This is a genomic window from Sodalis sp. dw_96 (genome assembly GCF_018449575.1).
In the GTDB taxonomy this organism is placed as follows: domain Bacteria; phylum Pseudomonadota; class Gammaproteobacteria; order Enterobacterales; family Enterobacteriaceae; genus Acerihabitans.
The window spans coordinates 117,981-139,596 of record NZ_JAAVUT010000004.1; the positions used below are offsets into that span (position 1 = coordinate 117,981).

Consider the following 21,616-nt stretch of genomic DNA (forward strand, 5'->3'; position numbering starts at 1 on the left):
TCAGCGTTTGCTTAATACGGAACCTTCATATTCACGGACCACCCGCAGCCAATCGCCGCCGACCGGTACGTCGTGAAGTTGGCAATATTTATCCCACACCGCCTGCCAAGGCAGTGATTTGGTTTCTTCCAGCAACGCCAGGCGCGCCGTGTAATCCCCTTGCTGCTCCAGTTCACGTAATTGCCCGGTGGGTTCCACCAGGGCACGCAAGAGCGCCTTTTTCATGTTACGGGTGCCGATGACCCAGGCGGCGATGCGATTAATGGACGCGTCGAAAAAATCCAGCCCGATATGCACGCGATCGAACAGATCGTGGCGGACGATTTCATGGGCTATGGCCTGGGTTTCATCATCCAGCAATACCACATGATCGCTGTCCCAGCGCACCGGCCGGCTAACGTGCAGCAACAGTTGCGGGACAAACAGCATGGCGCTGGAAATCTTGTCGGAAATGACTTCAGTAGGATGGAAATGACCGGCATCCAGGCATAGCGCGATACCGCGGCTACTGGCGTAACCCAGGCAGAATTCACTGGACCCGACGGTATAGCTCTCGGCGCCGATGCCGAACAATTTGCTTTCGACGGCGTCGATATGGTGGCGGCTATCCAGCTTTTCGGCTATGACTTCGTCCAATGATGCCAACAGACGCTGGCGGGGCGCCAGCCTGTCGATGGTAACATCCTTCATCCCGTCCGGGACCCAGATGTTCATCACCGACGGCGTACCCAATTCACGGCCGAAATAGGCGGATATCCGCCGGCTGGCCTGGCAATGTTCAATCCAGAAGCGGCGGATGCCGTCGTCGGCGTGAGACAGGGTAAAACCATCGGCACTAAGGGGATGTGAAAAACAGGTGGGATTGAAGTCCAAGCCCAAATCATGGCCGCGAGCCCACTCCACCCAGCGGGTAAAGTGCTTAGGCTCAATTTCATTACGCTCTACCCGGCCCTCGGCCTCCAGATAAATGGCATGGAGATTTAGCCGTTTCGGCCCTGGGATCAACTGAAATGCCAGCTCCAAATCCCCTCGCAGTTCCCGGGCATTACGCGCTTTACCGGGATAATTGCCGGTGGCCTGAATGCCGCCGGTGAGCGACCCTGTGGGGTTTTCAAAACCGGCCACATCGTCACCCTGCCAGCAGTGCATAGAAACCGGCAAGGTATCCAGTAATTTCAAGGCTGCGTCAACATCGACATTGATATCCGCAAAACGCTGCTTGGCCAATAACCAGGCATTTTCAATGGATTGACTCATATTAAGATTCCTCTGTCAGATGGACAGCGAGAATATTCCCCACGGCCATAACGATTATTTTCCTTATTTTATACGCTAAATAATTCAAGTTGCAGGAAGGCGGCAACGCAGCGAATCCCCAGGAGCTTACTTAAATAAGTGACTGGGGTGAGCGAGGACAAATCTGCCTGGAGCAGATTTGAACGCTGCTTGCAGCGGCCCCGAAGGGGCGAGGCCCATGGAGGGCCGAGTATTGCCAACGCACCTGCAACTTGAAATATGACGGGTATGGCTGGCAGTGTAAGAACTTTGTCCATTAATCACCTTCCGGTGAATGCCACCCCGGATGCCTCGGTGGCAGAATAGCGAAGATGAATGTGAAACAGATCACAAATATGGTAGGCAGCCCCTTTCCTGATGTAAAAAAATATATTGGCGGCTCATCTGTGATCCCCTCCGCAATTTTGATCTTACTATCGCCAATCTTTGAAAAATAACTCGAATGACACAGATGCCAGTCAATAATTTAAGGTTATATTTTAGTATCACGCCTTACTATAAAGTCCCTATAACGGTGAGGTACCGGCAATGACATTACTATGCGGTGAGGATTTTTTTATTTCAAAAGACGCGACGGTGGCCATTGAACCACGCTGGCCTCAGCCTGCATTCCCCGAGCACTACCATGATTTCTGGGAAATCGTACTGGTGGAAAAAGGATCCGGTATCCATGTTCTTAACGATCAGCCTTATGTGCTCGGCAGTGGTACGGTCTGTTTTATCCGTGCCGACGATCATCATCTGTTTGAAAACGTGGATGATTTGAATTTAATTAACGTGCTGTACCGTTCTCCCCACGGGTTTCGCTACCTGACTGATCTCAGCGATTTCTTGCCCTCCCGCGACCTGCCTGACGGCCAGCCGAATTGGCAAATAAACCATGCGCAGATGCAGCAGGCCAAACAGTATATTCGCGCCTTGAGCGATTTGACGGCAAACACCTCGCCGGAAAACATTGCCGCCAGCGAGGGACAGTTTTTGCAGCTGCTGATCATGCTGCGAAACGGCTGCTTCCAAAACCGGGGCGACGGCAACCGGGAGCAGCGCCTGCAAGGTTTGTTACGCTGGCTTCAGCATAACTTTTGCAACGATATCGACTGGATGGCCTTGGCGGAACAGTTCTCCCTGCCGTTGCGCACGCTGCACCGCCAGCTTAAGCAACAGACCGGTATGACCCCGCAGCGCTACCTTAACCGGTTAAGGTTGCTGGAAGCGCGCAAGCAGTTGCAGCAAAGCGATAAAACCATTACCGAAATTGCCCACGCCTGCGGCTTTAGCGACAGTAATCATTTTTCCACACAGTTCCGCCGGGAGTTTTCTTTATCCCCTAAAACGCTCCGAAATGGAGAGCATTGATTTAATGAGTTAACGGTAAATTATGGCAAATGACGCCCGACGCAATATATTGCTCTTTCATACGTGCGATTATTTCCCCTTTGTTTAGGTGCCGGGGAACGTCACGATGTCTAATCTGAAACTGGATACTACCGATTATTTCCTGTCAGATAAAAATGCAATCACTGTCGCGGACCGTCATCCCCAGCCGGCCTTCCCAACCCATTCCCATGAATTCAATGAACTGGTCATCGTCTGGCGGGGCAACGGCCTGCATATTCTTAACGATGTGCCCTATGCCATTACCTGCGGCGATCTGTTTTATGTTAACGCCGCCGACAGACATAGCTATGAGTCGGTCAACGAGCTGGAGCTGGATAACATCCTCTACTGCCGCCCGCGTCTGACGCTGTTTTCCGACTGGGACGCCCTGCTCCCGGGGGAAAATATCCAGCAGGCCCAGCGCTACTGGCGGCTAAGCACACCGGGCATGTCGGTCTTGCGCCGGGAAGTGGACGCCCTGGCACGGGAATGCATGAAAACCGATCCGCTGTCGATTATGCTCAGCGAGGCGCTGTTTCTTCAGGTGGCGCTGTTGCTAAAGCGGTTCCGTCATGCCCCGGACAGTCTGCTGCTTTCCGATGCCGAACAGCTGGATTTATTGCTGATGGCGTTACGCGTGAGCATCAATGAACCTTTCCGTATGGAAAAATTTTGCCAGCAACATCAATTAAATGCCCGCGGTTTGAAAGTGTTGTTCAAGCAGCAGACCGGCATCGGCGTTAACCAGTATTTGCGGCAATTAAGATTATGCAAAGCCATGGACCTGTTGCGTCACGGACAGCAAACCATCGGCGAAGTGGCCGCCCAGTGCGGATTTGACGACAGTAATTATTTTTCCGTAGTGTTTAATCAGTCTTTCGGTATATCTCCACGGCAATATCGCCAGCGATTTCAGAAGAAAAATAACCCATCGCTGAGGGACGGCTAACTTGAAGCATGCATATCTATCTTTAATGGAATAAACCCATCGTCGGTCACGCCGGTTTTCGTCCTCCTCCGTTTATACGGTTATTTCTCGCCATCAGGCAACTATAATAATTATTTTATTTAGAAACGTCCGGCAACATATTTACTGTCTTTATCGTGACAATAAATTGCAAATATTTTAAATAACAACATTTGCCAATATGTAAAAATTCAGCAGGCGGAAAACGCCGATATAAAATGATTTATAATATTGACGATAATATTGGTGACTTTCAGACCTTTAAACTTTCATAAAAAAACTCAGGAAGACGGGGCAGCAACGGTCCGTCGCCGCCCCGCTGGCGGTAACTCTGCTCAAAGGTCTGCATGCCCTGCCCTTTGCCGGTCTGCACCAGCCCCGGCAGCAAATGGGTTTTGCCGTCGCGGATAAGGTTACGCACCGCCGGGGTGGCCACCATCAGTTCAAACAGGCCCATGCGTCCCCCCTCATCACGGACCACCAATTTTTGCGCCATCACCGCCAGCAGGCTATCCGCCAGCACGCCGCGGGCAAAAGCGTGTTCCTGGGCGGGAAACGCGTCCAGCAGACGGTCCACGGCCTGGCAGGCGTGACGGGCATGCAGCGTCGCCAGCACCAGGTGACCGGTTTCAGCGGCGGTCAGCGCCAGCCGGATAGCGGCGGCATCGCGCAGCTCACCCAGCAGAATAACATCAGGATCCTCCCTCAAGGCGGCCTGCAGGCCGCCACTGAAATTTTGGCAATCATCGCCGATTTGCCGTTGCTGAATGAGGCAGCGATCCGAGCGATGGATGAATTCAACCGGGTCTTCCAGGGTAATGATATGTTGCCGGCAATGACGATTAAGATGATCCACCATGGCCGCCAGGGAGCTGGATTTACCGCTGCCGGTGGCGCCGGTCACCAGCAGCAGGCCCTGGGGCTTGGCCAGCAGTTCGGCAACCGTCGGCGGCGCGCCTAATTGAGATAGCGCAGGTATCTGTGAGGGTATCAGCCTGAAGGCGGCGGAAACGCCGCCACGCTGGCGGAAAAAGTGACCGCGCAGCCGCTGACCGCCGGCCAATACCGTCACGCCGTCCGCCTGGCCGAACAGCCTGAGCGCTTCACGGCCGCGAGCGCCGAGATAGCGCTCGCACCAGCCGGTAATAATATCTTCGCCAAGGGGTGGTAACCTCCCCAGTGAGCTCAGCTCGCCGTCGATACGAACGATGGGCGCCAAACCCGGACAAAGGTGCAGATCTGAAGCATTATGCTTTACACTATGGGCCACCAGTTCTTCCATATTCATACGACCTCCTGGAAACATGAACGCTATCGAACAGAATTTACAGCAGGTAACAGCACGGATCTCGGCTACCGCCAGGGAATGCGGCCGCGATCCCGGGGAAGTTTCTTTGCTCGCAGTCAGTAAGACCAAACCTGTGGAAGCGATCGAAGAAGCCATTGCCGCCGGTCAACGGGCATTCGGCGAAAATTATGTGCAGGAAGGCGTCGAAAAAATCCGTTATTTCCAGCAGCGGAAATTTATTCCGCCCCTGGACTGGCACTTTATCGGCCCGCTGCAATCGAATAAAAGTCGCCTGGTGGCGGAGCATTTCCACTGGCTGCACACCCTGGATCGCCTGCAGCTGGCACAGCGCCTAAACCTCCAGCGGCCGGCGGAATCGGCGCAGTTGAATGTGCTGATCCAGATAAATATCAGTGGCGAAGAGAGCAAGTCGGGTATTATGCCCGACAGGCTGCCGGAGCTGGCGGCGATGGTGACTGAACTGCCCCGCTTGCGGTTGCGCGGGCTGATGGCCATACCGGCGGTGGAAAGCGATTATCAGCGGCAATTGGCGGTGTTTCAGCAAATGGCGGCGCTTTTTAACGATCTGCGCCGGCAATTTCCCCATGTCGACACCCTGTCTCTCGGCATGACCGGCGATATGGCGGCGGCGATTGCGGCCGGCAGCACCCTGGTAAGAATCGGTACCGCTATTTTCGGCGCCAGGGATTACGGCGCACCCACAGCATAATCATAATGATGAGGAATAGCATGCAACAGCGCAAAATCGTCTTTATCGGCGCCGGTAATATGGCGCAGGCCATCATCTCGGGCCTGGTGGCGCAAGGGTATCCCGCCGGGCTTATTACCGTTTGCGCGCCGACGCCACAGCGTCGTGATGCGCTGGCGGAACGTTTTTCGGTGCACGCCTGCGCCGATAACAGCACCGCCGCCCAAGCGGCGGACGTGGTGGTATTGGCGGTGAAGCCTCAGTTGATGGCGGACGTCTGCCGTCAACTCTATGAGGACGTGAATTTTTCCGGCAAACTGGTGCTGTCCATCGCCGCCGGGGTGAACCTCAGCCGCTTCCGGGCGCTGCTGGGTGAATCCATTAACCTGGTGCGGATTATGCCGAATACCCCCGCGCTGGTGGGTAAAGGCATGAGCGGGCTTTACGCGCCGGAACAGGTAAGCCAGGCCGATCGCGACTTCACCGCCGGCCTGATGGAGGCGGTGGGTAAAACCTGCTGGCTGGGGAAAGAGAGCGATATCAACGGGGTGATCGCCGCCGCGGGCAGCGCGCCGGCCTATTTTTTCCTGTTGATGGAAGCCATGCAGCAGGAAGCCGTCAAGCAAGGGTTCGACCAGGAGACGGCGGCCATGCTGGTGAGGCAGGCGGCAAGCGGCGCCGCCGAACTGGCTGAAAAAAGTCCCCACATTCCCCTGGGTACCTTGCGGCAAAACGTCACGTCGAAAGGCGGCACCACCTACGCGGCTTTGCAGGTATTCGATGAACGACAGCTGGTGCAAACCGTTGCCGAGGCCATGCGGGCGGCGGTCAAGCGTGCGGAAGAAATGGAAAAACTATTTTGATATTTCGCTACTCCCTTTTTAACGTTATTAAGGACACTTTCTTCTTATGCTGACGCTGACGTTTTTGGTCACCACTTTGATTGACTTATATATCATGGTGTTATTGCTGCGCATCTGGATGCAATGGGTACGCTGCGATTTTTATAATCCGTTTTCACAATTTATCGTCAAAATAACCCAGCCGATTATCGGGCCACTGCGTCGTATCATTCCGTCACTGGGCCCCCTCGACAGCGCGTCGTTGCTGCTGGCCTATATCCTGGCCACGCTGAAATTTCCGCTGCTGATGCTTATTCAGGCCGGAGCCATAGCGGTGGATCCGCTGAATTTGCTGGTGGGGCTGCTGACGCTGCTGAAAGCCGCCGGGCAATTGGTGTTCTGGGTCATTATCATCCGCTCATTAATGAGCTGGGTCAGCCAGGGCCGCAGCCCGATGGATTACGTGCTGTTCCAGCTTAGCGAACCGCTGATGGCGCCGATTAGGCGCATTATTCCCGCCATGGGCGGAATCGACTTCTCCGCCATGGTGGTTATCCTGATCCTCTATCTGCTGAACTATCTGGGGATGGATCTGTTTCAAGGGTTGTGGTATCAGCTGTAAGCGGTAGCCGTGAGGGCCAAGAATATGCAAAAGATCGTATTGGCAACCGGTAATGCCGGTAAAGTCGCCGAATTGGCCGGATTGCTGGTGGATTTCGGCCTGGACGTGGTGGCGCAGACCTCGCTGGGGGTGGAGTCGGCGGAAGAGACCGGCCTGACCTTTATCGAAAATGCCTTGATTAAAGCCCGCCATGCCGCCCGCGTCACCGGCTTGCCCGCCATTGCCGACGACTCGGGGCTGGCGGTGGATTTTCTCGGCGGCGCGCCGGGGATTTATTCGGCGCGTTATGCCGGCCCGGATGCCGATGACCGGCAAAACCTGGATAAGCTGTTAATCGCTCTCAAAGGCGTACCGGAAAACCACCGCGGCGCCAGCTTCCATTGTGTGCTGGTCTATCTGCGCCACGCCGATGATCCCATTCCCCTGGTTTGCCACGGCGCTTGGCGCGGCGTTATCGGGCTTGATGCCGTGGGCGAAGGCGGGTTCGGTTATGATCCGGTGTTCCGGATCCCCGCGCTGGGCCGCACCGCCGCCGAATTGAGCCGAACTGAGAAACAGGGTTTGTCCCATCGCGGGCAGGCCCTGGCGATGCTGCTGGACGGCCTGCGCGATGCGTAGCCTGCCGCCCCTCAGCTTGTACATCCATATCCCCTGGTGCGTACAGAAATGCCCCTATTGCGATTTCAATTCCCATGCGCTGAAGGGCGACGTTCCTCATGAGGAATATGTCAATCATCTGCTGGCGGATCTGGAACAGGATCTGGGCTACACCGGCGGTCGCGACATCGGCACTGTCTTTATCGGCGGCGGCACCCCCAGCCTGCTCAGCGCCGCAGCCATGCAACGTTTGCTGGATGGCGTACGCCGGCGTTTACCGGTGCGCTCCACGGCGGAAATCACCATGGAAGCAAACCCGGGTACGGTGGAAGCCGAACGTTTTCACGGCTACCATCAGGCCGGTATAAACCGGATTTCCATCGGGGTGCAGAGCTTTAATGGCGAGAAGCTTCACCGTCTCGGGCGGATCCATAACGCGGAGGAGGCCCGTGGAGCCGCCCGTCTGGCCGCCGGCCTGGGCTTGCGCAGCTTTAATCTCGATTTGATGCACGGCTTGCCGGATCAAACGCTGGAACAAGCCCTGGACGATCTGCGCCAGGCCATAGCGCTCAATCCGCCGCATCTGTCCTGGTATCAATTGACCATTGAGCCCAATACGCTGTTCGGCTCACGTCCGCCGGTCCTGCCGGACGACGACGCATTATGGGATATCTTCGAGCAGGGAAACCGGCTGCTCGCCACCGCCGGTTATCGGCAATACGAAACCTCCGCCTATGCCAAAGCGGGTTTTCAGTGCGAACATAATCTCAATTATTGGCGCTTCGGCGATTACCTCGGCATCGGTTGCGGTGCGCACGGCAAGCTGACCCAGGCCGACGGCACCCTGCTGCGCACGGTTAAGACCCGCCATCCCCGCGGCTATATGCAGGGTAACTACCTGGAGAAACGCTATGGGGTGGAACCGGCGGATTTGCCCTTTGAGTTCTTTATGAACCGTTTCAGGCTGCTGGAACCCACACCCCGCCGGGAGTTCGGCGCATTTACCGGCCTGGATGAAAAGGTGGTCCGCCCCGCCCTTGATCAGGCGCTGGCGGGTGATTACATCACTGAGAACGACAGCTGCTGGCAGGTCACCGAGAAAGGCAAACTGTTCCTGAACCCGCTGCTGGAAATGTTTATGGAGTAAAACACGCGACCGTTTCTTGAACGGGCTCATGAGCTTTTTGACAGAGTGCCCGGTCAAGACAGGCTGCCAGATCGTAAACACGCCGTGAACCCGTCCCTGGGGGCTCGATCCGCGCCATCCCTGGCGCGGACGGTTTACTCTTCTGGCAGCCTGTCCCGCCTTATTGACTCCGAGTATGTTTGTCCGACGGTTTCTTGAACGGGCGCGTTGCGAGGTTTAAGGCAGGGATTTCATCAAATCGCCGCGCTGCTGCTCAAGCTGGGTCACCCGTTGACAAACCTGATGGCCGAACTGCTGGAAATCCTGATCCTGATTGTTCCATTCTTTCTGAATCGCCTGCTGCAAATGGCCCAGGTTACCCATGACCGCCTGCAATGGGCTGGCGCCGGAGGCGGCTTTCATGGTTTGCTGCACCCCCATCTCGTTCAGGCTGTCCTGCACCACGCCCCCCATGCTGTCCTGGACGATGCGACGCCCGTCCTGCTCAACCCGGGCAATGGCCTGATGATGGAAAGCCAGCCCTTCGGGGCGGTGTTCTATGATGCGGTTCATTTGCTGCTTTAACTGCTGGTCCAGCGTGGACAACCGCTCGCGCACATGGCTATCGCTGCCCAGCTGCTGCACGATAATCCGGTCCAGCGCAACGCGTCCCTTTTCCAAATGGCTGCGGGCGCCCTCGTCTATCCAGGGCAATTGCTCCCGCACCGACGCCTGATAATCCGCCGCCTGGCGCCGCTGTTCGCCGCTCAGGTTCAGCGGCTGTCCGTTACGCGCCACCTCGCCATCGGGAGTGATGGTGATATCGCCGTTGGCCCCCACCACTTTCACCTGCTGCGGGCTAATAAAAATATCGTCCTGCGGCTTAACCGGACACTGGTAATCCGCCTGAGCCTGCCAAGCCGTTAACATCAATAAACCCAGCACCATTTTACGCAACATACCTTCTCCTGAAAATCGACGGCGGAGGATCCCACCCGGGCAAAACACCCTATCAGACCACTTTTTCAAACATTAAATCCCACACGCCGTGCCCTAATCTTTGTCCCCGCTGTTCAAATTTAGTCAATGGCCTGAATTCCGGGCGCGGCACGTAATCATTTTGTGGCGAAAGATTGCGAAAAAGCGCCGCCTGATTCATGACATCAAGCATATGTTCCGCATAAGGCTGCCAATCGGTGGCCATGTGGAAGACCCCCCCGGTCCGTAATTTCCGCCCTACCCGCTCCACGAACGGCCCCTGCACGATACGCCGTTTATGATGCCGGGCCTTATGCCAGGGATCGGGGAAATAGAGCTGAACCAGCGCCAGGCTGTCATCGGGGATCATCTTTTCCAGCACCTCCACCGCGTCATGGCACATCACCCGCAAATTATCGATACCGGCTTCTTCAGCGCTCAGCAAACAGGCGCCGACGCCGGGCAAATGGACTTCGATGCCCAGAAAATCATGATCAGGATGCCCCGCCGCCGTCTGCACCAACGACGCGCCCATGCCAAAACCGATTTCCAGGGTTACCGGCGCCTCACGGCCGAACAGCGATGAAAACACCAGCGGCTCGGCCTGAAAATCGACCCCCATTGCCGGCCAGAACTTATCCACCGCCAGCTGCTGGCCTTTGGTCAAACGGCCCTGCCGCCGGACAAAACTGCGAATACGCCGCAGCGGACGCCCCTGCTCGTCGAATTCGGGGGAGATAACATTATTGGTCATAGTCGTTTCGTATCGTACAAGTTGAAGGGCAAACGCGCATTATGCAAAGATAGCCTTGATTAGCAAGTGGGCGGCCTCGGAAAGTTCCTGTTTACAGGGTGGCAACTCTGTGCTGGAATCGCTGCCTGACGCGTTGACCCCAAGACCTGCCGGAGAGTGAAGCCCCCCAATGATACAAGCGCAACAGTTCGCGCAACAAGTGCTGTACTGGTACCAGCGCTTCGGCCGCAAGACCCTGCCATGGCAGTTGGAGAAAACGCCGTACAAAGTATGGTTGTCGGAAATTATGCTGCAACAGACCCAGGTTGCCACCGTTATTCCTTATTTCGAGCGTTTTTTCGCGAAATTCCCCACGGTGGCCGCGCTGGCGGCGGCGCCGCTGGATGAAGTGCTGCACCAGTGGACCGGCCTGGGTTATTACGCCCGCGGGCGTAATCTGCACAAAGCGGCCCAGTTGATAGCCTCGCGGCACGATGGCGAATTCCCCGCAAGCTATGCGGATATCACCGCATTGCCCGGTATAGGCCGCTCCACCGCCGGCGCCGTATTATCATTGGCGCTTGGCCAACATTATCCTATCCTTGATGGCAATGTGAAGCGCGTATTGGCCCGCTGTTTCGCCATTGAAGGCTGGCCGGGTAAAAAAGAAGTGGAGCAGCGGCTATGGACGTTAAGCGAGCAGGTCACCCCAGCTAAAGACGTGGGGCAATTCAACCAGGCCATGATGGACCTGGGCGCCATGGTGTGCACCCGAACCCGGCCTAAATGCGAGCTTTGTCCGTTGCAGCCGGGCTGCGAAGCCTATGCCACCTCGAGCTGGGCCCGATATCCCGGTAAAAAGCCCCGGCAGGTTTTGCCCGAGAAGACCGCCTGGTTTTTATTATTGCAGTCGGACCAACGGATTTGGCTGGAGCAGCGCCCGGCCGTCGGCCTGTGGGGCGGGCTGTTTTGTTTCCCGCAGTTTTCCCAACGGGAAGAGCTTGCGCTGTGGCTGAAAAGACGCGGTATGGATATCGAACACGGCGAGCAAATGATCGCTTTTCGCCATGCGTTCAGCCATTTTCATCTGGACATCGTGCCCCTGCGCATGGATTTAACCGATGTGCAAGGTTGCATGGATGAAGGCGCCGGACTCTGGTATAACTTAGCGCAGCCACCGTCAGTCGGATTGGCCGCGCCGGTAGAACGCTTATTAAAACAAGTGGGCAAACCACGGCAACCGGCATTACCACCACCTGCCGCCAAAGAGGAATAACAATGAGCAGAACGATTTATTGCACTTATCTTAAACGCGACGCCGAAGGACAAGATTTTCAGCTGTACCCCGGCGAAGTGGGCAAACGCATCTTTGAGAGTATTTCCAAAGAAGCCTGGGCGTTATGGATGTCCAAACAGACTATGCTTATCAATGAAAAAAAACTCAGCATGATGAATCCCGCCGATCGGAAAATACTGGAACAGGAAATGATCAAGTTCCTGTTTGAAGGCCAGGATGTGCATGTCGAGGGCTATACTCCGCCCAGCAAATGACGTCTCTACCCGTCATAATTCAAGTTGCAGGTGCGTTGGCAATACTCGGCCCTCCATGGGCCTCGCCCCTTCGGGGCCGCTGCAAGCAGCGTTTAAATCTGCTCCAGGCAGATTTGTCCTCGCTCACCCCAGTCACTTACAAACGTAAGCTCCTGGGGATTCGCTGCGTTGCCGCCTTCCTGCAACTTGAATTATTTAGGGTATATTTGAGGGCGGAATCAGCCCCTTATGTATTTTTCGTCCCGACACGGCATGTAAGATGAAGAAAATTTTAGCTTTGCTAGTGATAGCACCCATGTTGTTTTCGTGTTCCAGCCACAAAAATGAAGAAAATGAAGCCTATATCAAAGACACTAACGGCTTTGATATATTGATGGGGCAATTTGCCAATAACGTTGAAAATATCTGGGGCATCAATGAAGTCCTGATTGCCGGACCGAAGGATTACGTCAAATACACCGATCAATACCAAACCCGTAGCCATATCAACTTTGACGCGGGCACCATTACGGTGGAAACCATCGCCGCCACCGACCCGGGAGCGCACCTGCGCCAGGCCATTATCAGCACCCTGTTGATGGGTGACGATCCGAGCAGCACCGACCTGTATTCCGACGCCAATGATATCCAGATCAGCAAGGAACCCTTCCTGTACGGACAGGTGGTGGATAATACCGGTCAACCGATTCGCTGGGAGGGACGGGCCGCCAATTTCGCCGATTACCTGCTGCAAACCCGGCTTCAGAGCCGGACCTCCGACATGCATGTTATCTGGTCTATTACCATTCAGCTGGTGCCTAACCACCTGGATAAACGCGCCCATAAATATTTGCCGATGGTGCGCAACGCCGCGCAAAAATATGGCGTGGATGAATCCTTGATCCTGGCTATCATGCAGACGGAATCGAGCTTTAACCCTTATGCGGTCAGCCATACCGATGCCCTGGGCCTGATGCAGGTCGTTCAGCACAGCGCCGGTCGGGACGTGTTCAAGATGCAGGGCAGATGGGGACAGCCAAGCCGCAGTTTCCTGTTTGACCCGGAAAATAATATCGATACGGGGACCGCCTATCTGGCGTTGCTGCAGTCGAATTACCTGGTGGGCATCGCTAACCCCACATCGAGACGTTATGCGGTCATCACGGCCTATAACGGCGGCGCGGGCAGCGTGCTGCGGGTGTTCTCCAGCGACAAGAACCAGGCTTTCGAGATCATAAATGAATTACAGCCAGCCGACGTATATGAAACCCTGGCCACCAAACATCCGTCCGCCGAGTCGCGGCGTTATTTGTATAAGGTGAATAGCCTGCAGAAATACTACCGGCGTTGATGGGGAGCATTAAAATAGCAAAGGGCCGGATAACCGGCCCTTATGTTTAACGGCAGATTACATGACCGTAGAGGCGTTTGATACCGTCCTCTTGCTCTATTGCGTAAACACCCTGTAATTCTGGTGAAAAGCCGGGCAGCAGATTCAGCCCCTCTTCCAGGGCCAGGAAATAACGCTGCGCCGCGCCGCCCCAGATTTCCCCCGGGACCACGCACAATACCCCGGGAGGATAAGGCAGTGCGCCTTCAGCGGCAACGCGCCCTTCGGCTTTGCTGATGGCGACACACTCCACGTCACCGCGCACAAAAGCGATGTTCGCCTCTTGGGGATTCATCGCCACCTGCGGTAAACAATCCCGCCGGAACATATCCCGCTGTAATTGTTTCACATCGAAGCTGACATATAAGTCATGCATTTCCTGGCACAAACGGCGCAGGGTATAACCCTCATAACGCTCGGTATGCTTCTCATAAATGCTGGGCAACACGTCCCGAAGCGGCGCGTCTTGTTCGATATAACGTTCAAACTGCACCAGCGCCGCCACCAGCCGCTGCATTTTCGGACGATCTTCCGCCGGCGTGAGCAGGAACAGGATGGAATTAAGATCGCATTTTTCCGGCACAATGCCATTTTCCCGCAAATAGGTCGCCAGGATGGTGGCCGGTATGCCGAACGCCGAATAATTACCGCTTACCCGGTCAATACCGGGGGTGGTCAATAATAACTTACACGGATCAACAAAATACTGATTATCGGTATAGCCGCTGAACGCGTGCCAGCGCTCACCCGGTTCGAAATTGAAGAACCGCACATCCTTGGACATGGCGTCGGTATCGTAGTCCTGCCAGGGCTTGCCGTTAATGGTTTCAGGGATGAATGGCCGGATAAGCCGGCAGTGCGCCAGCAATTCCTTGCGCGTATCGATTCCCAATGTCACGCAGTCCTGCCACAGACGCCGGCCGCTGGCGCCTTCATGCATCTTGGCGTTGATTTCCAGCGCGGCGAACAGGGGATAGAAGGGGCTGGTGGAGGCATGCAGCATAAAGGCATTATTGAAACGCTTATGGTTGCAAAAGCGTTTTTGCCCTTTGATGTGGGAATCTTTTTTATGGATTTGCGAAGTCTGGGAGAATCCGGCCTGCTGTTTATGTACCGACTGGGTAACAAAAATACCCGGGTCGTGTTCGTTGAGATCCAGTAATAACGGCGAGCATTGCTCCATCATCGGGATGAATTGTTCATAACCCACCCAGGCGGAATCAAACAGGATATAATCGCACAAATGACCGATCTTGTCCACCACCTGGCGGGCATTATAAATGGTGCCGTCATAGGTCCCCAGCTGAATTACCGCCAGACGGAACGGTCGCTGTTCATCGGCCCGCCACGGAGCGACCTCCGCCACCTGTCGCCGAAGATACCTCTCGTCAAAACAGTGCGCATCGATACCGCCGATTAAACCAAACGGGTTACGGGCGGTTTCAAGGTAGATAGGCGTCGCCCCGGCCTGGATTAACGCGCCATGATGCACGGATTTATGATTATTACGATCAAACAGGACCAGATCGCCCCGGGTCAACAGCGCGTTGGTCACCACTTTATTGGCGGACGAGGTACCGTTGAGCACAAAATAGGTCTTATCGGCATTAAACACCTTGGCGGCAAATTTCTGCGCCTCTTTGGCCGAGCCCTCGTGTATCAGCAGATCCCCCAGCTTCACATCGGCATTGCACATATCGGCGCGAAACAGGTTTTCACCAAAAAATTCATAGAACTGACGACCGGCGGGATGCTTACGGAAGAACTGCCCCCCCTGATGTCCCGGGCAGGCAAAGGTACTGTTGCCCATGGCGACATATTTGGTCAGCGTGTCAAAAAACGGCGGCAACAGCGTGCGCTGATAATTATCGGCGGCGGCTTCCAGCATGGCGTCGCTTTCTTGCGAACCGTCCAATACCAGCGTAGAGGTTTCGCTCGGCAGCGTCATATCAACCGATTGAGCCGGGTCTTTAATCGCTACAAAAGCCGGTATCGACAAACCGGTGTTGCGCAGGATATTCAACAGCCCCGCCCGGACATCGTCCGGCGAGACCACCAGCGCGGCCACATCGGTAAAATCAGTCTCAGCCAATAGCACGATTTCCCGTGCTGTTTGCAATTGCCCAACCAGGCTGGCGCTAGCCGCGATCTTCAGTAATTTCATGTCACCGATCCCAAAAGGTTAAGGATGAGTGTATGTGCCGGAAGGCACGTGAAAGGGAGAGAATGTCTCAACCCGCAATAACTATTATGGTTTCCCACTAGAAAATTCGGTACTTACTGGGAAAAACCATTGATGACGGCAACTAATAAACATCAAGAAAAGCAGAGAAGCCCTCTGATTTCAGTCATGCTTAAAAGCTGGTCAGGGGTAACCTCACCGCATGGTGGGCGTGAGCGGGAATCTAATATAGGGATCGATGAGGCAATAGGAGAACGCCATCAGACTGGATTCGCTGATGTGACAACGCAGCAGCATGGAATTGTTCATACCTGCGGCCCCCATTGACCTTTTGCAATAACAAGAGAAATTCGGGCAATAATTGCATTTTTTTACGCTGGGTTCAAGAAAAAATCTTCAAAATAAACAAATTCAAATTTGTGCGTAACTTAATGATAAATAATTAATTTATTCAATCCAGATAAATTATGACATAACTTATTGCTTTAGGGTCTTTTCAGCAGCGGCCGAATATGTCTAAAAGCCGACAGATGTTAACTGAATGAAATCTCGTCAACCGAGCGGGCAAAGGTGATAAAGCCGTTGACGTTACCCCTGTGATACGGTTTAATGCGCCCCGTTGCCCGGATAGCTCAGTCGGTAGAGCAGGGGATTGAAAATCCCCGTGTCCTTGGTTCGATTCCGAGTCCGGGCACCATTTTTGATTAAACCAGCCTAGCAGCTGGTTTTTTGCTTTCTGGATTCTGGACCCTCCATCGAACTGGGTTCGATGAATGCAGAGATCCTCACATGGCCCTAACCGACAGTAAAATCCGCGCTGCAAAAACCCTCGTAAAATCCTACAAACTGTTATGGAAGGAATTGGCAGTACTACCGGTGCATACATAGTACCAAGACCCCAATGCGATTCTGCTCTTTCTTCGCTCATCCCGTCGACCTCTGCCCACATCCGCTTCAGTAGGTCCGCGTCAACCCTTGGGGATCGGACATCACGGTAACAACTCCGCGCCGGATATCCTGGATACCCGGTAACTCCGCCAGGTTAGTTTTACCCACGCGGATCGTGCCAATAACCAACGTATGTCCTACACGCGCACCCAGGTCATACAAGACGATACATTTATCCAGCTCAACGCCGTGATAAACTGGAGTTCCCTTGACCAACTTCACATCGACACCTAAACGGCAAACTTCAGGAAGGACGATGTAACCTGGCCGCATCCCCAGAATGCCGTCGCAGTGACTAGAAATAATATACAGTGGCGGAATCCCTTTAATTGTAGCCCACAATGGGCTACAATTTTCGCGTAGTTAATTGAATGAGGCACGTATTATGGAAACCACTATCCGCTCCCGAGTCGATGATGAACTGAAAAACCAATTCGAAACTATCCTGCAGGACTGCGGCCTTACGGTCAGTACTGCGCTGCGCCTGTTTGCTGAAAACGTGGTCCGCAATGAAGGACTGCCGTTCGAAATTACCCGCAAACCTTCCGCCCGCCTACGTGAGTCAATGCGACAGGCAGAGGCAATTATTGCCAATGAACGTCCGGCTTTTAACAACGTCGATGAACTGATCATGAGCATGAACAATGGGAAGCCATAAGCGGGCGCTACTGCCTTATAAAACAGATCGTACCAAAAACTTCGAAAAAGCTTGGACGCGCCTTAACAAGAAAGGCCGTTATGATATGAATGCTGCCGTGGTGGTTATGAACCTTGCCACCAACCGGCAGCCAATTCCCCCAGAATATCTCGATCATGCGCTAACCGGCGAATGGAGTGGCTTCAGGGAACTGCATATCGGTGGGGATTTCCTTCTTATCTACCGAATAGATTTCGAGAAAGATATCGTCATCTTTACTGACCTGGGTACTCACGCCGAACTATTTGAATAATAATCGCTTTCTGATTAATGCTATTCGATGTGGGGAATCGGGACAACCAAATTAACACCCTGGTAAAAACAGCCCCACTGCGGGTGATCCCCATCGGATGAAATCGAGTTGCGTAGTGGGGCAAGCCACCTGAAAAAGTATGAATGCCTTGAGTACGACGACTCCGATGCCCCCCTACCTTCACCCGCTTTCACCGATAAAGGCAGGGCATTGTTTGTTTTGCTTTAAAGATTCTCTGGTTTGCAGTAACGGGTGTAACGGGGTGAGGGTTGTAGCCATAAGGCAGCCTCCAGTGAGTAACAATAAAAGCGCACACGCGCCTTGTGTCATCAGTGAAGTATTTCAGGAGGTCAATCCCGGCACCTGATTTTGCAGGCGCCGCTTAACGGTACCGTTATCGAGGGTAGGCCGCAAGAGGTTTTACTAAGGTAAACAGGGCGTAACGCTATACTGTAATTCGTTTCGCAAAAACGTAGGAGTGCTCGTAAGCTATGGCGGTGAACTTGCTAGGATTTCAATGCCCAGCGTTCCCATTTTTTTTCAATATGTGATAATTCATTCAGTGCATTTTCGTAAGTCTCTAACGTACACCCTTCATTCAATGAAGCAATAGCAATAGGGCCGCGAAGCATCGAAATGTCCGCCATCGCCAATATCGCATCATCATCGTTAGCCACATCATTTTTTGCAGCGTTAAAAAGGCCTGTGGCACGCCGATTAAACTCACTTTCCGCCGCTTTCAAAACAAAGGAAATTTGTAGCTCAGGTTTTGCAACCGCGGCTTGCTGCGTTGATTGTAGAGGTAATATCTGTGAAGGTTCGGGAGAGGACGTATTTTCCTCAAACCCAGTGCCCGATTTATTAAGCGATTGAATTAAGCCCATCGCAATTTTATCAGCAAATGCCTTTTTAGCCATCACCCCGAATAAATCATTGGAATAAATAGCATCTGGATAAAAACTTACAGCAATAGAGCCTTTAGGCTGGATTAAAATCACAGACAAAAATTCGTTTTTGCCTGGAATCTTGACGTAGCCAATATAAAATTTCGGCGAGGAGTGGCAATCGAACTTTTTCTGCGTACTACCGTATTTTTGAAAATATAACTCAATGATTTCCGGTACTGAGAACGCCGTACCTTTTCCATTATCGAATGCTTCCTGTGAGGACGCGGCTTGTGCGATCCTGTCAGCCGAGGCTAAAGCAACCGTTTTTTTAATAAAAGAAAACACCATAATCACCTGCAAATTCACCAGTATAAAGATATTTTTGCTGTGGACAAGGGATGACTTTTGGGAAAATTTAGATTAGCCCCTGGGTAAGGATGCGGTATCTCCGGTCGTCATAATTCACATTTGTTAAATACATTTGTTAAATAGAGTTCAGACTCTTAAACCGGCAGCGAGAACTGGAAACACGCCCCGCGTTCAGGTTCATCAATGAGCGTAATGTCGCTGTCGTGCAGTTGCAGAATACGGCGGACGATCATAAGACCAAGCCCGCCCGCCCGGTGTTTATTGGCGCTGAGGATCGACGGGCGGACAAACAGGCTGTCTTTAAGCTCCGGAGCGATACCCGGGCCACTGTCTTTAAGCCGCACCATCACCTGTCCTTGATCTTTTCGCAAGGTGATCTCAATGGTGCCGCCTTCAGGGGTATGGCGGATGGCATTATCCAGAAGATTGGTCAGCACTCTTTCAATCATCCCCAGATCCGCGTTAACCAGCGGAATGCCGGGCGTAATGTCGGCCTGCAGTTTCTGCCCGCGCGTCTCGGTGGCCAGTTCAAATTTTTGGAATACGTCCTGCACCAGCTCGCACAGGGAAAACGGCTCTTTCTGCGGTTTTACCACACCATATTCCAGCCGGGCCAGTTCAAACAACTCCTGGGCCAGTCGCCCGACCTTTTTACTCTGCGTCAGCGCAATAGTCAGATAGCGCTGCCTGTCCTCATTGCTCAGATGGTCGGATTTCACCGACAGCGTTTCCAGATATCCATGCAGTGACGTCAGCGGCGTACGCAGGTCATGGGAAATATTCGCTATAAATTCACGCCGCTGCTGGTCCTGCACCATCAGGCTTTGCCATTGCCGGTCAATGCGTTTTGCCAGCGCGACAAAGGCCTGTTGTAACAGCGCCACTTCATCGCGCGGAGCACCGGATGGCGCATCGCTTTTCGCCAGCGTCTGGATGGCCGCCATCCCGCCACTGTCCAGCAGGGCTATTTGCGCCGTCAATTTGCGCACCGGGCGCGTTACCCAGCGGAATGCCAGCGCGCCGGCCAGCAAACCAAACAATGCCACCAGTCCCATGGAACGCAGCGCCATATAAATCGCCGATTGGTATTGCGCATCGCTGCTCAGCGCGGTGTATGCGTCGCCGAGCAGTACGATATAGACATAACCTTTGGTCACGCCGTCCACCTGCAACGGCGCGGCGCTAAAGACCTGAGGGTTTTGCGGCTCACGGGGGTTATCGCCGTAGACCGGCATTGTCGCGCCGTGCAGCAGCGCGTTGATGGGTGTTAAGTCAATCTTCCTCTGTTGCAGTTTTCCTGGCGGCGCCGCGTTGCCGATGATATTGCCGTCTTTATCCAGCAGATACACTTCAACACTCGGGTTGACCGCCATCAGCTGATCAAATAACCTGTGCACCGCTTGCGGATTCAACCCCTCCTGGCTGAGCAACGGGTTATTGGCCGCAATCTGCGTTGCCAGATTGGCCGACAGCCTCTGGATCACCGACTGGCTGTATTGATTACTGGAACGCACCTGCATATAACCGGAAAGCGAGCAGCAGGCGATCAGCAACAGCATGAATACCAGTGTCAATCTTTGCGCCAGCGTGAGATTTTTCATGATTTATCCCTGCGTGCCTTCAGCAGAGGACGCGAATTTATAACCCTTTCCCCACACGGTCAGAATTCGCTCCGGCTCAGCCGGATTAGCTTCTATCTTGATGCGCAGTCGGTTGATATGGGTGTTCACCGTATGTTCATAGCCTTCGTGCTCGTAGCCCCACACCTGATTTAACAGGCTGAGGCGCGAAAACACTTTGCCGGGATTTTTAGCAAAGAAGTACAACAGGTCAAACTCCCGCGGCGTCAACTCAACGTGCTGCTGATTAAGCATGACTTCACGGGCAATCGGGTCAATTGCCAGACCGGAAAAACTCAAGGTTCCGGCGTCCATTTTCATATTGCGGCTCATGGCTTCCTGACGGCGGAAAAGCGCTTTGACCCTCGCCACCAGTTCCAGCATCGAGAAAGGTTTCGCCAGATAGTCGTCGGCGCCCAGCTCCAGGCCGAGTACCCGGTGCACTTCGCTGGAGCGCGCGCTGATAATAACGATCGGCGTATAGCGCGTCATTTGACGGGCGCGGCGGCAGATCTCCAATCCATCGACGCCCGGCAGCATCAAGTCGAGGATTAATGCGTCCCAGCCGCCTTTTTCCAGCAACGTTGCGCCCAGATTGCCGTCGCCGGCGTGGGTAATGTCATAACCTTCATCACGCAGATGCAGGCTGAGTAATTCAGCGATATCGCCGTCATCTTCGACGATAAGGATTTTTTTGCGTTTATCCATTTTTTTCGTCTTCACGCGTGGCTTCCCCATACCGTCCGAGTCTACACAAGCAATTCACCCGGAGTTATCACATTTTATTTAACTTTGCGTGAGGTCTTGGGGAACAAATACGTTCAATACTCGCCACATCACCCGGCGGAAGCTTTATTCCACCGAGGAACAGGCTTTATGTGCGTAAGGCGCTATGCCGTTTTATCTCAATAAAACCCGGAAAAGGAAATACGATGAAAAAGCTAACCCTAATGATGATGTCCGCCGCGTTGATGATGGGTGCCGTGAGCACTACCTATGCCGCTGATACCATGATGAAAAAAGACAGCATGGGCCACACATCCAAAGACTGTGCGAAAAAGGACGGCATGGGTAAGGACTGCATGTCAAAAGATAAGATGTCTAAGGACAACATGTCCAAAGATCACATGAAGCAAGACCAGATGAAAAAAGGCGCAATGGGTTCGTAACGTTTGCGCTTTTTTTCTTTATTTGCAAGCAAAACGC

At 53.7% G+C, this 21,616-nt stretch carries 21 protein-coding genes, 1 tRNA gene and 1 pseudogene; 14 read left to right on the plus strand and 9 right to left on the minus strand.

The features are described from left to right. Positions 1-1,257 carry an L-rhamnose isomerase gene (locus HB631_RS08225; RefSeq protein WP_213990669.1) on the minus strand — a complete coding sequence of 419 codons (1,257 nt, stop codon included), beginning with the start codon at positions 1,255-1,257 and terminating at the stop codon, positions 1-3. Positions 1,258-1,824: 567 nt separating this feature from the next. Between HB631_RS08225 and rhaS the strand changes: the two genes are divergently transcribed. Both rhaS and rhaR read left to right on the plus strand, forming a co-directional pair. Then, the gene (gene rhaS / locus HB631_RS08230; RefSeq protein ID WP_213990670.1) at positions 1,825-2,652 is read left to right on the plus strand and encodes an HTH-type transcriptional activator RhaS; all 828 of its coding nucleotides are present in this window, start codon (positions 1,825-1,827) and stop codon (positions 2,650-2,652) included. Positions 2,653-2,758: 106 nt separating this feature from the next. Next, the gene (gene rhaR / locus HB631_RS08235) at positions 2,759-3,622 is read left to right on the plus strand and encodes an HTH-type transcriptional activator RhaR (RefSeq protein WP_213990671.1); all 864 of its coding nucleotides are present in this window, start codon (positions 2,759-2,761) and stop codon (positions 3,620-3,622) included. 271 nt (positions 3,623-3,893) lie between these two features. Here the strand turns inward: rhaR and HB631_RS08240 are convergent, their stop codons facing one another. Beyond that, entirely contained in the window at positions 3,894-4,928 is a 1,035-nt protein-coding gene (locus HB631_RS08240) for a PilT/PilU family type 4a pilus ATPase (protein ID WP_213990672.1), read from the minus strand. A 16-nt stretch (positions 4,929-4,944) separates the two neighbouring features. Between HB631_RS08240 and HB631_RS08245 the strand changes: the two genes are divergently transcribed. Genes HB631_RS08245 through hemW form a run of 5 tightly spaced genes read left to right on the plus strand, consistent with a single transcriptional unit; the run spans position 4,945 to position 8,845 of the window. Further along, complete coding sequence (locus HB631_RS08245; protein ID WP_213990673.1) at positions 4,945-5,658, plus strand: YggS family pyridoxal phosphate-dependent enzyme; 714 nt, start codon at positions 4,945-4,947, stop codon at positions 5,656-5,658. 20 nt (positions 5,659-5,678) lie between these two features. Continuing rightward, the gene (gene proC, locus HB631_RS08250) at positions 5,679-6,500 is read left to right on the plus strand and encodes a pyrroline-5-carboxylate reductase (protein ID WP_213990674.1); all 822 of its coding nucleotides are present in this window, start codon (positions 5,679-5,681) and stop codon (positions 6,498-6,500) included. A 46-nt stretch (positions 6,501-6,546) separates the two neighbouring features. Further along, a complete protein-coding gene (locus HB631_RS08255; RefSeq protein WP_213990675.1) occupies positions 6,547-7,101 on the plus strand; it encodes a YggT family protein in 555 nt (184 codons plus the stop codon). Between the two features lie 24 nt (positions 7,102-7,125). Then, the gene (rdgB, locus tag HB631_RS08260) at positions 7,126-7,719 is read left to right on the plus strand and encodes an RdgB/HAM1 family non-canonical purine NTP pyrophosphatase (RefSeq protein ID WP_213990676.1); all 594 of its coding nucleotides are present in this window, start codon (positions 7,126-7,128) and stop codon (positions 7,717-7,719) included. After that, complete coding sequence (gene hemW / locus HB631_RS08265; protein ID WP_213990677.1) at positions 7,712-8,845, plus strand: radical SAM family heme chaperone HemW; 1,134 nt, start codon at positions 7,712-7,714, stop codon at positions 8,843-8,845. Before rdgB ends, hemW begins: the two co-directional genes overlap by 8 nt. A gap of 216 nt (positions 8,846-9,061) precedes the next feature. Here hemW and HB631_RS08270 read toward each other — a convergent pair whose 3' ends face one another. After that, complete coding sequence (locus tag HB631_RS08270) at positions 9,062-9,784, minus strand: DUF2884 domain-containing protein (protein ID WP_213990678.1); 723 nt, start codon at positions 9,782-9,784, stop codon at positions 9,062-9,064. A gap of 52 nt (positions 9,785-9,836) precedes the next feature. Next, entirely contained in the window at positions 9,837-10,556 is a 720-nt protein-coding gene (trmB, locus tag HB631_RS08275; RefSeq protein WP_213990679.1) for a tRNA (guanosine(46)-N7)-methyltransferase TrmB, read from the minus strand. A gap of 169 nt (positions 10,557-10,725) precedes the next feature. On the opposite strand from trmB, the gene mutY reads away from it, so the two are divergent. The 3 genes from mutY to mltC all read left to right on the plus strand — a co-directional run bounded on the left by mutY (position 10,726) and on the right by mltC (position 13,416). Continuing rightward, positions 10,726-11,811 carry an A/G-specific adenine glycosylase gene (gene mutY / locus HB631_RS08280; protein ID WP_213990680.1) on the plus strand — a complete coding sequence of 362 codons (1,086 nt, stop codon included), beginning with the start codon at positions 10,726-10,728 and terminating at the stop codon, positions 11,809-11,811. A 2-nt stretch (positions 11,812-11,813) separates the two neighbouring features. After that, on the plus strand, positions 11,814-12,086 hold the full coding sequence (locus tag HB631_RS08285) for an oxidative damage protection protein (protein WP_213990681.1): 273 nt from the start codon (positions 11,814-11,816) through the stop codon (positions 12,084-12,086). Between the two features lie 259 nt (positions 12,087-12,345). Further along, positions 12,346-13,416, plus strand: a complete 1,071-nt coding sequence (gene mltC / locus HB631_RS08290) for a membrane-bound lytic murein transglycosylase MltC (RefSeq protein ID WP_213990682.1) — start codon at positions 12,346-12,348, stop codon at positions 13,414-13,416. A 46-nt stretch (positions 13,417-13,462) separates the two neighbouring features. Here mltC and HB631_RS08295 read toward each other — a convergent pair whose 3' ends face one another. Next, positions 13,463-15,619: an ornithine decarboxylase gene (locus HB631_RS08295; RefSeq protein WP_213990683.1), complete on the minus strand. Its 2,157-nt coding sequence runs from the start codon at positions 15,617-15,619 to the stop codon at positions 13,463-13,465. A 639-nt stretch (positions 15,620-16,258) separates the two neighbouring features. Between HB631_RS08295 and HB631_RS08300 the strand changes: the two genes are divergently transcribed. Continuing rightward, positions 16,259-16,334 (plus strand) — tRNA-Phe (locus tag HB631_RS08300). Between the two features lie 240 nt (positions 16,335-16,574). Here HB631_RS08300 and HB631_RS08305 read toward each other — a convergent pair. After that, a pseudogene (locus HB631_RS08305) lies at positions 16,575-16,777 on the minus strand (hypothetical protein); the annotation flags it as partial. Positions 16,778-16,970: 193 nt separating this feature from the next. On the opposite strand from HB631_RS08305, the gene HB631_RS08310 reads away from it, so the two are divergent. Continuing rightward, entirely contained in the window at positions 16,971-17,243 is a 273-nt protein-coding gene (locus HB631_RS08310) for a type II toxin-antitoxin system RelB/DinJ family antitoxin (RefSeq protein ID WP_213990684.1), read from the plus strand. After that, complete coding sequence (locus HB631_RS08315) at positions 17,230-17,535, plus strand: type II toxin-antitoxin system YafQ family toxin (protein ID WP_213990685.1); 306 nt, start codon at positions 17,230-17,232, stop codon at positions 17,533-17,535. The genes HB631_RS08310 and HB631_RS08315 overlap by 14 nt, the downstream gene beginning before the upstream one ends. Before the next feature lie 506 nt (positions 17,536-18,041). On the opposite strand, the gene HB631_RS08320 is transcribed toward HB631_RS08315, so the two are convergent. From HB631_RS08320 to HB631_RS08330, 3 genes are all read right to left on the minus strand, one after another. Continuing rightward, a complete protein-coding gene (locus tag HB631_RS08320; RefSeq protein ID WP_213990686.1) occupies positions 18,042-18,770 on the minus strand; it encodes a hypothetical protein in 729 nt (242 codons plus the stop codon). A gap of 155 nt (positions 18,771-18,925) precedes the next feature. Further along, entirely contained in the window at positions 18,926-20,392 is a 1,467-nt protein-coding gene (locus tag HB631_RS08325) for a HAMP domain-containing sensor histidine kinase (RefSeq protein ID WP_213990687.1), read from the minus strand. A 3-nt stretch (positions 20,393-20,395) separates the two neighbouring features. Continuing rightward, a complete protein-coding gene (locus HB631_RS08330) occupies positions 20,396-21,118 on the minus strand; it encodes a response regulator transcription factor (RefSeq protein WP_213990941.1) in 723 nt (240 codons plus the stop codon). 224 nt (positions 21,119-21,342) lie between these two features. Here HB631_RS08330 and HB631_RS08335 point away from each other — a divergent pair, with 224 nt between their 5' ends. Beyond that, the gene (locus HB631_RS08335; protein WP_213990688.1) at positions 21,343-21,579 is read left to right on the plus strand and encodes a pentapeptide MXKDX repeat protein; all 237 of its coding nucleotides are present in this window, start codon (positions 21,343-21,345) and stop codon (positions 21,577-21,579) included. Positions 21,580-21,616 lie beyond the last annotated feature (37 nt).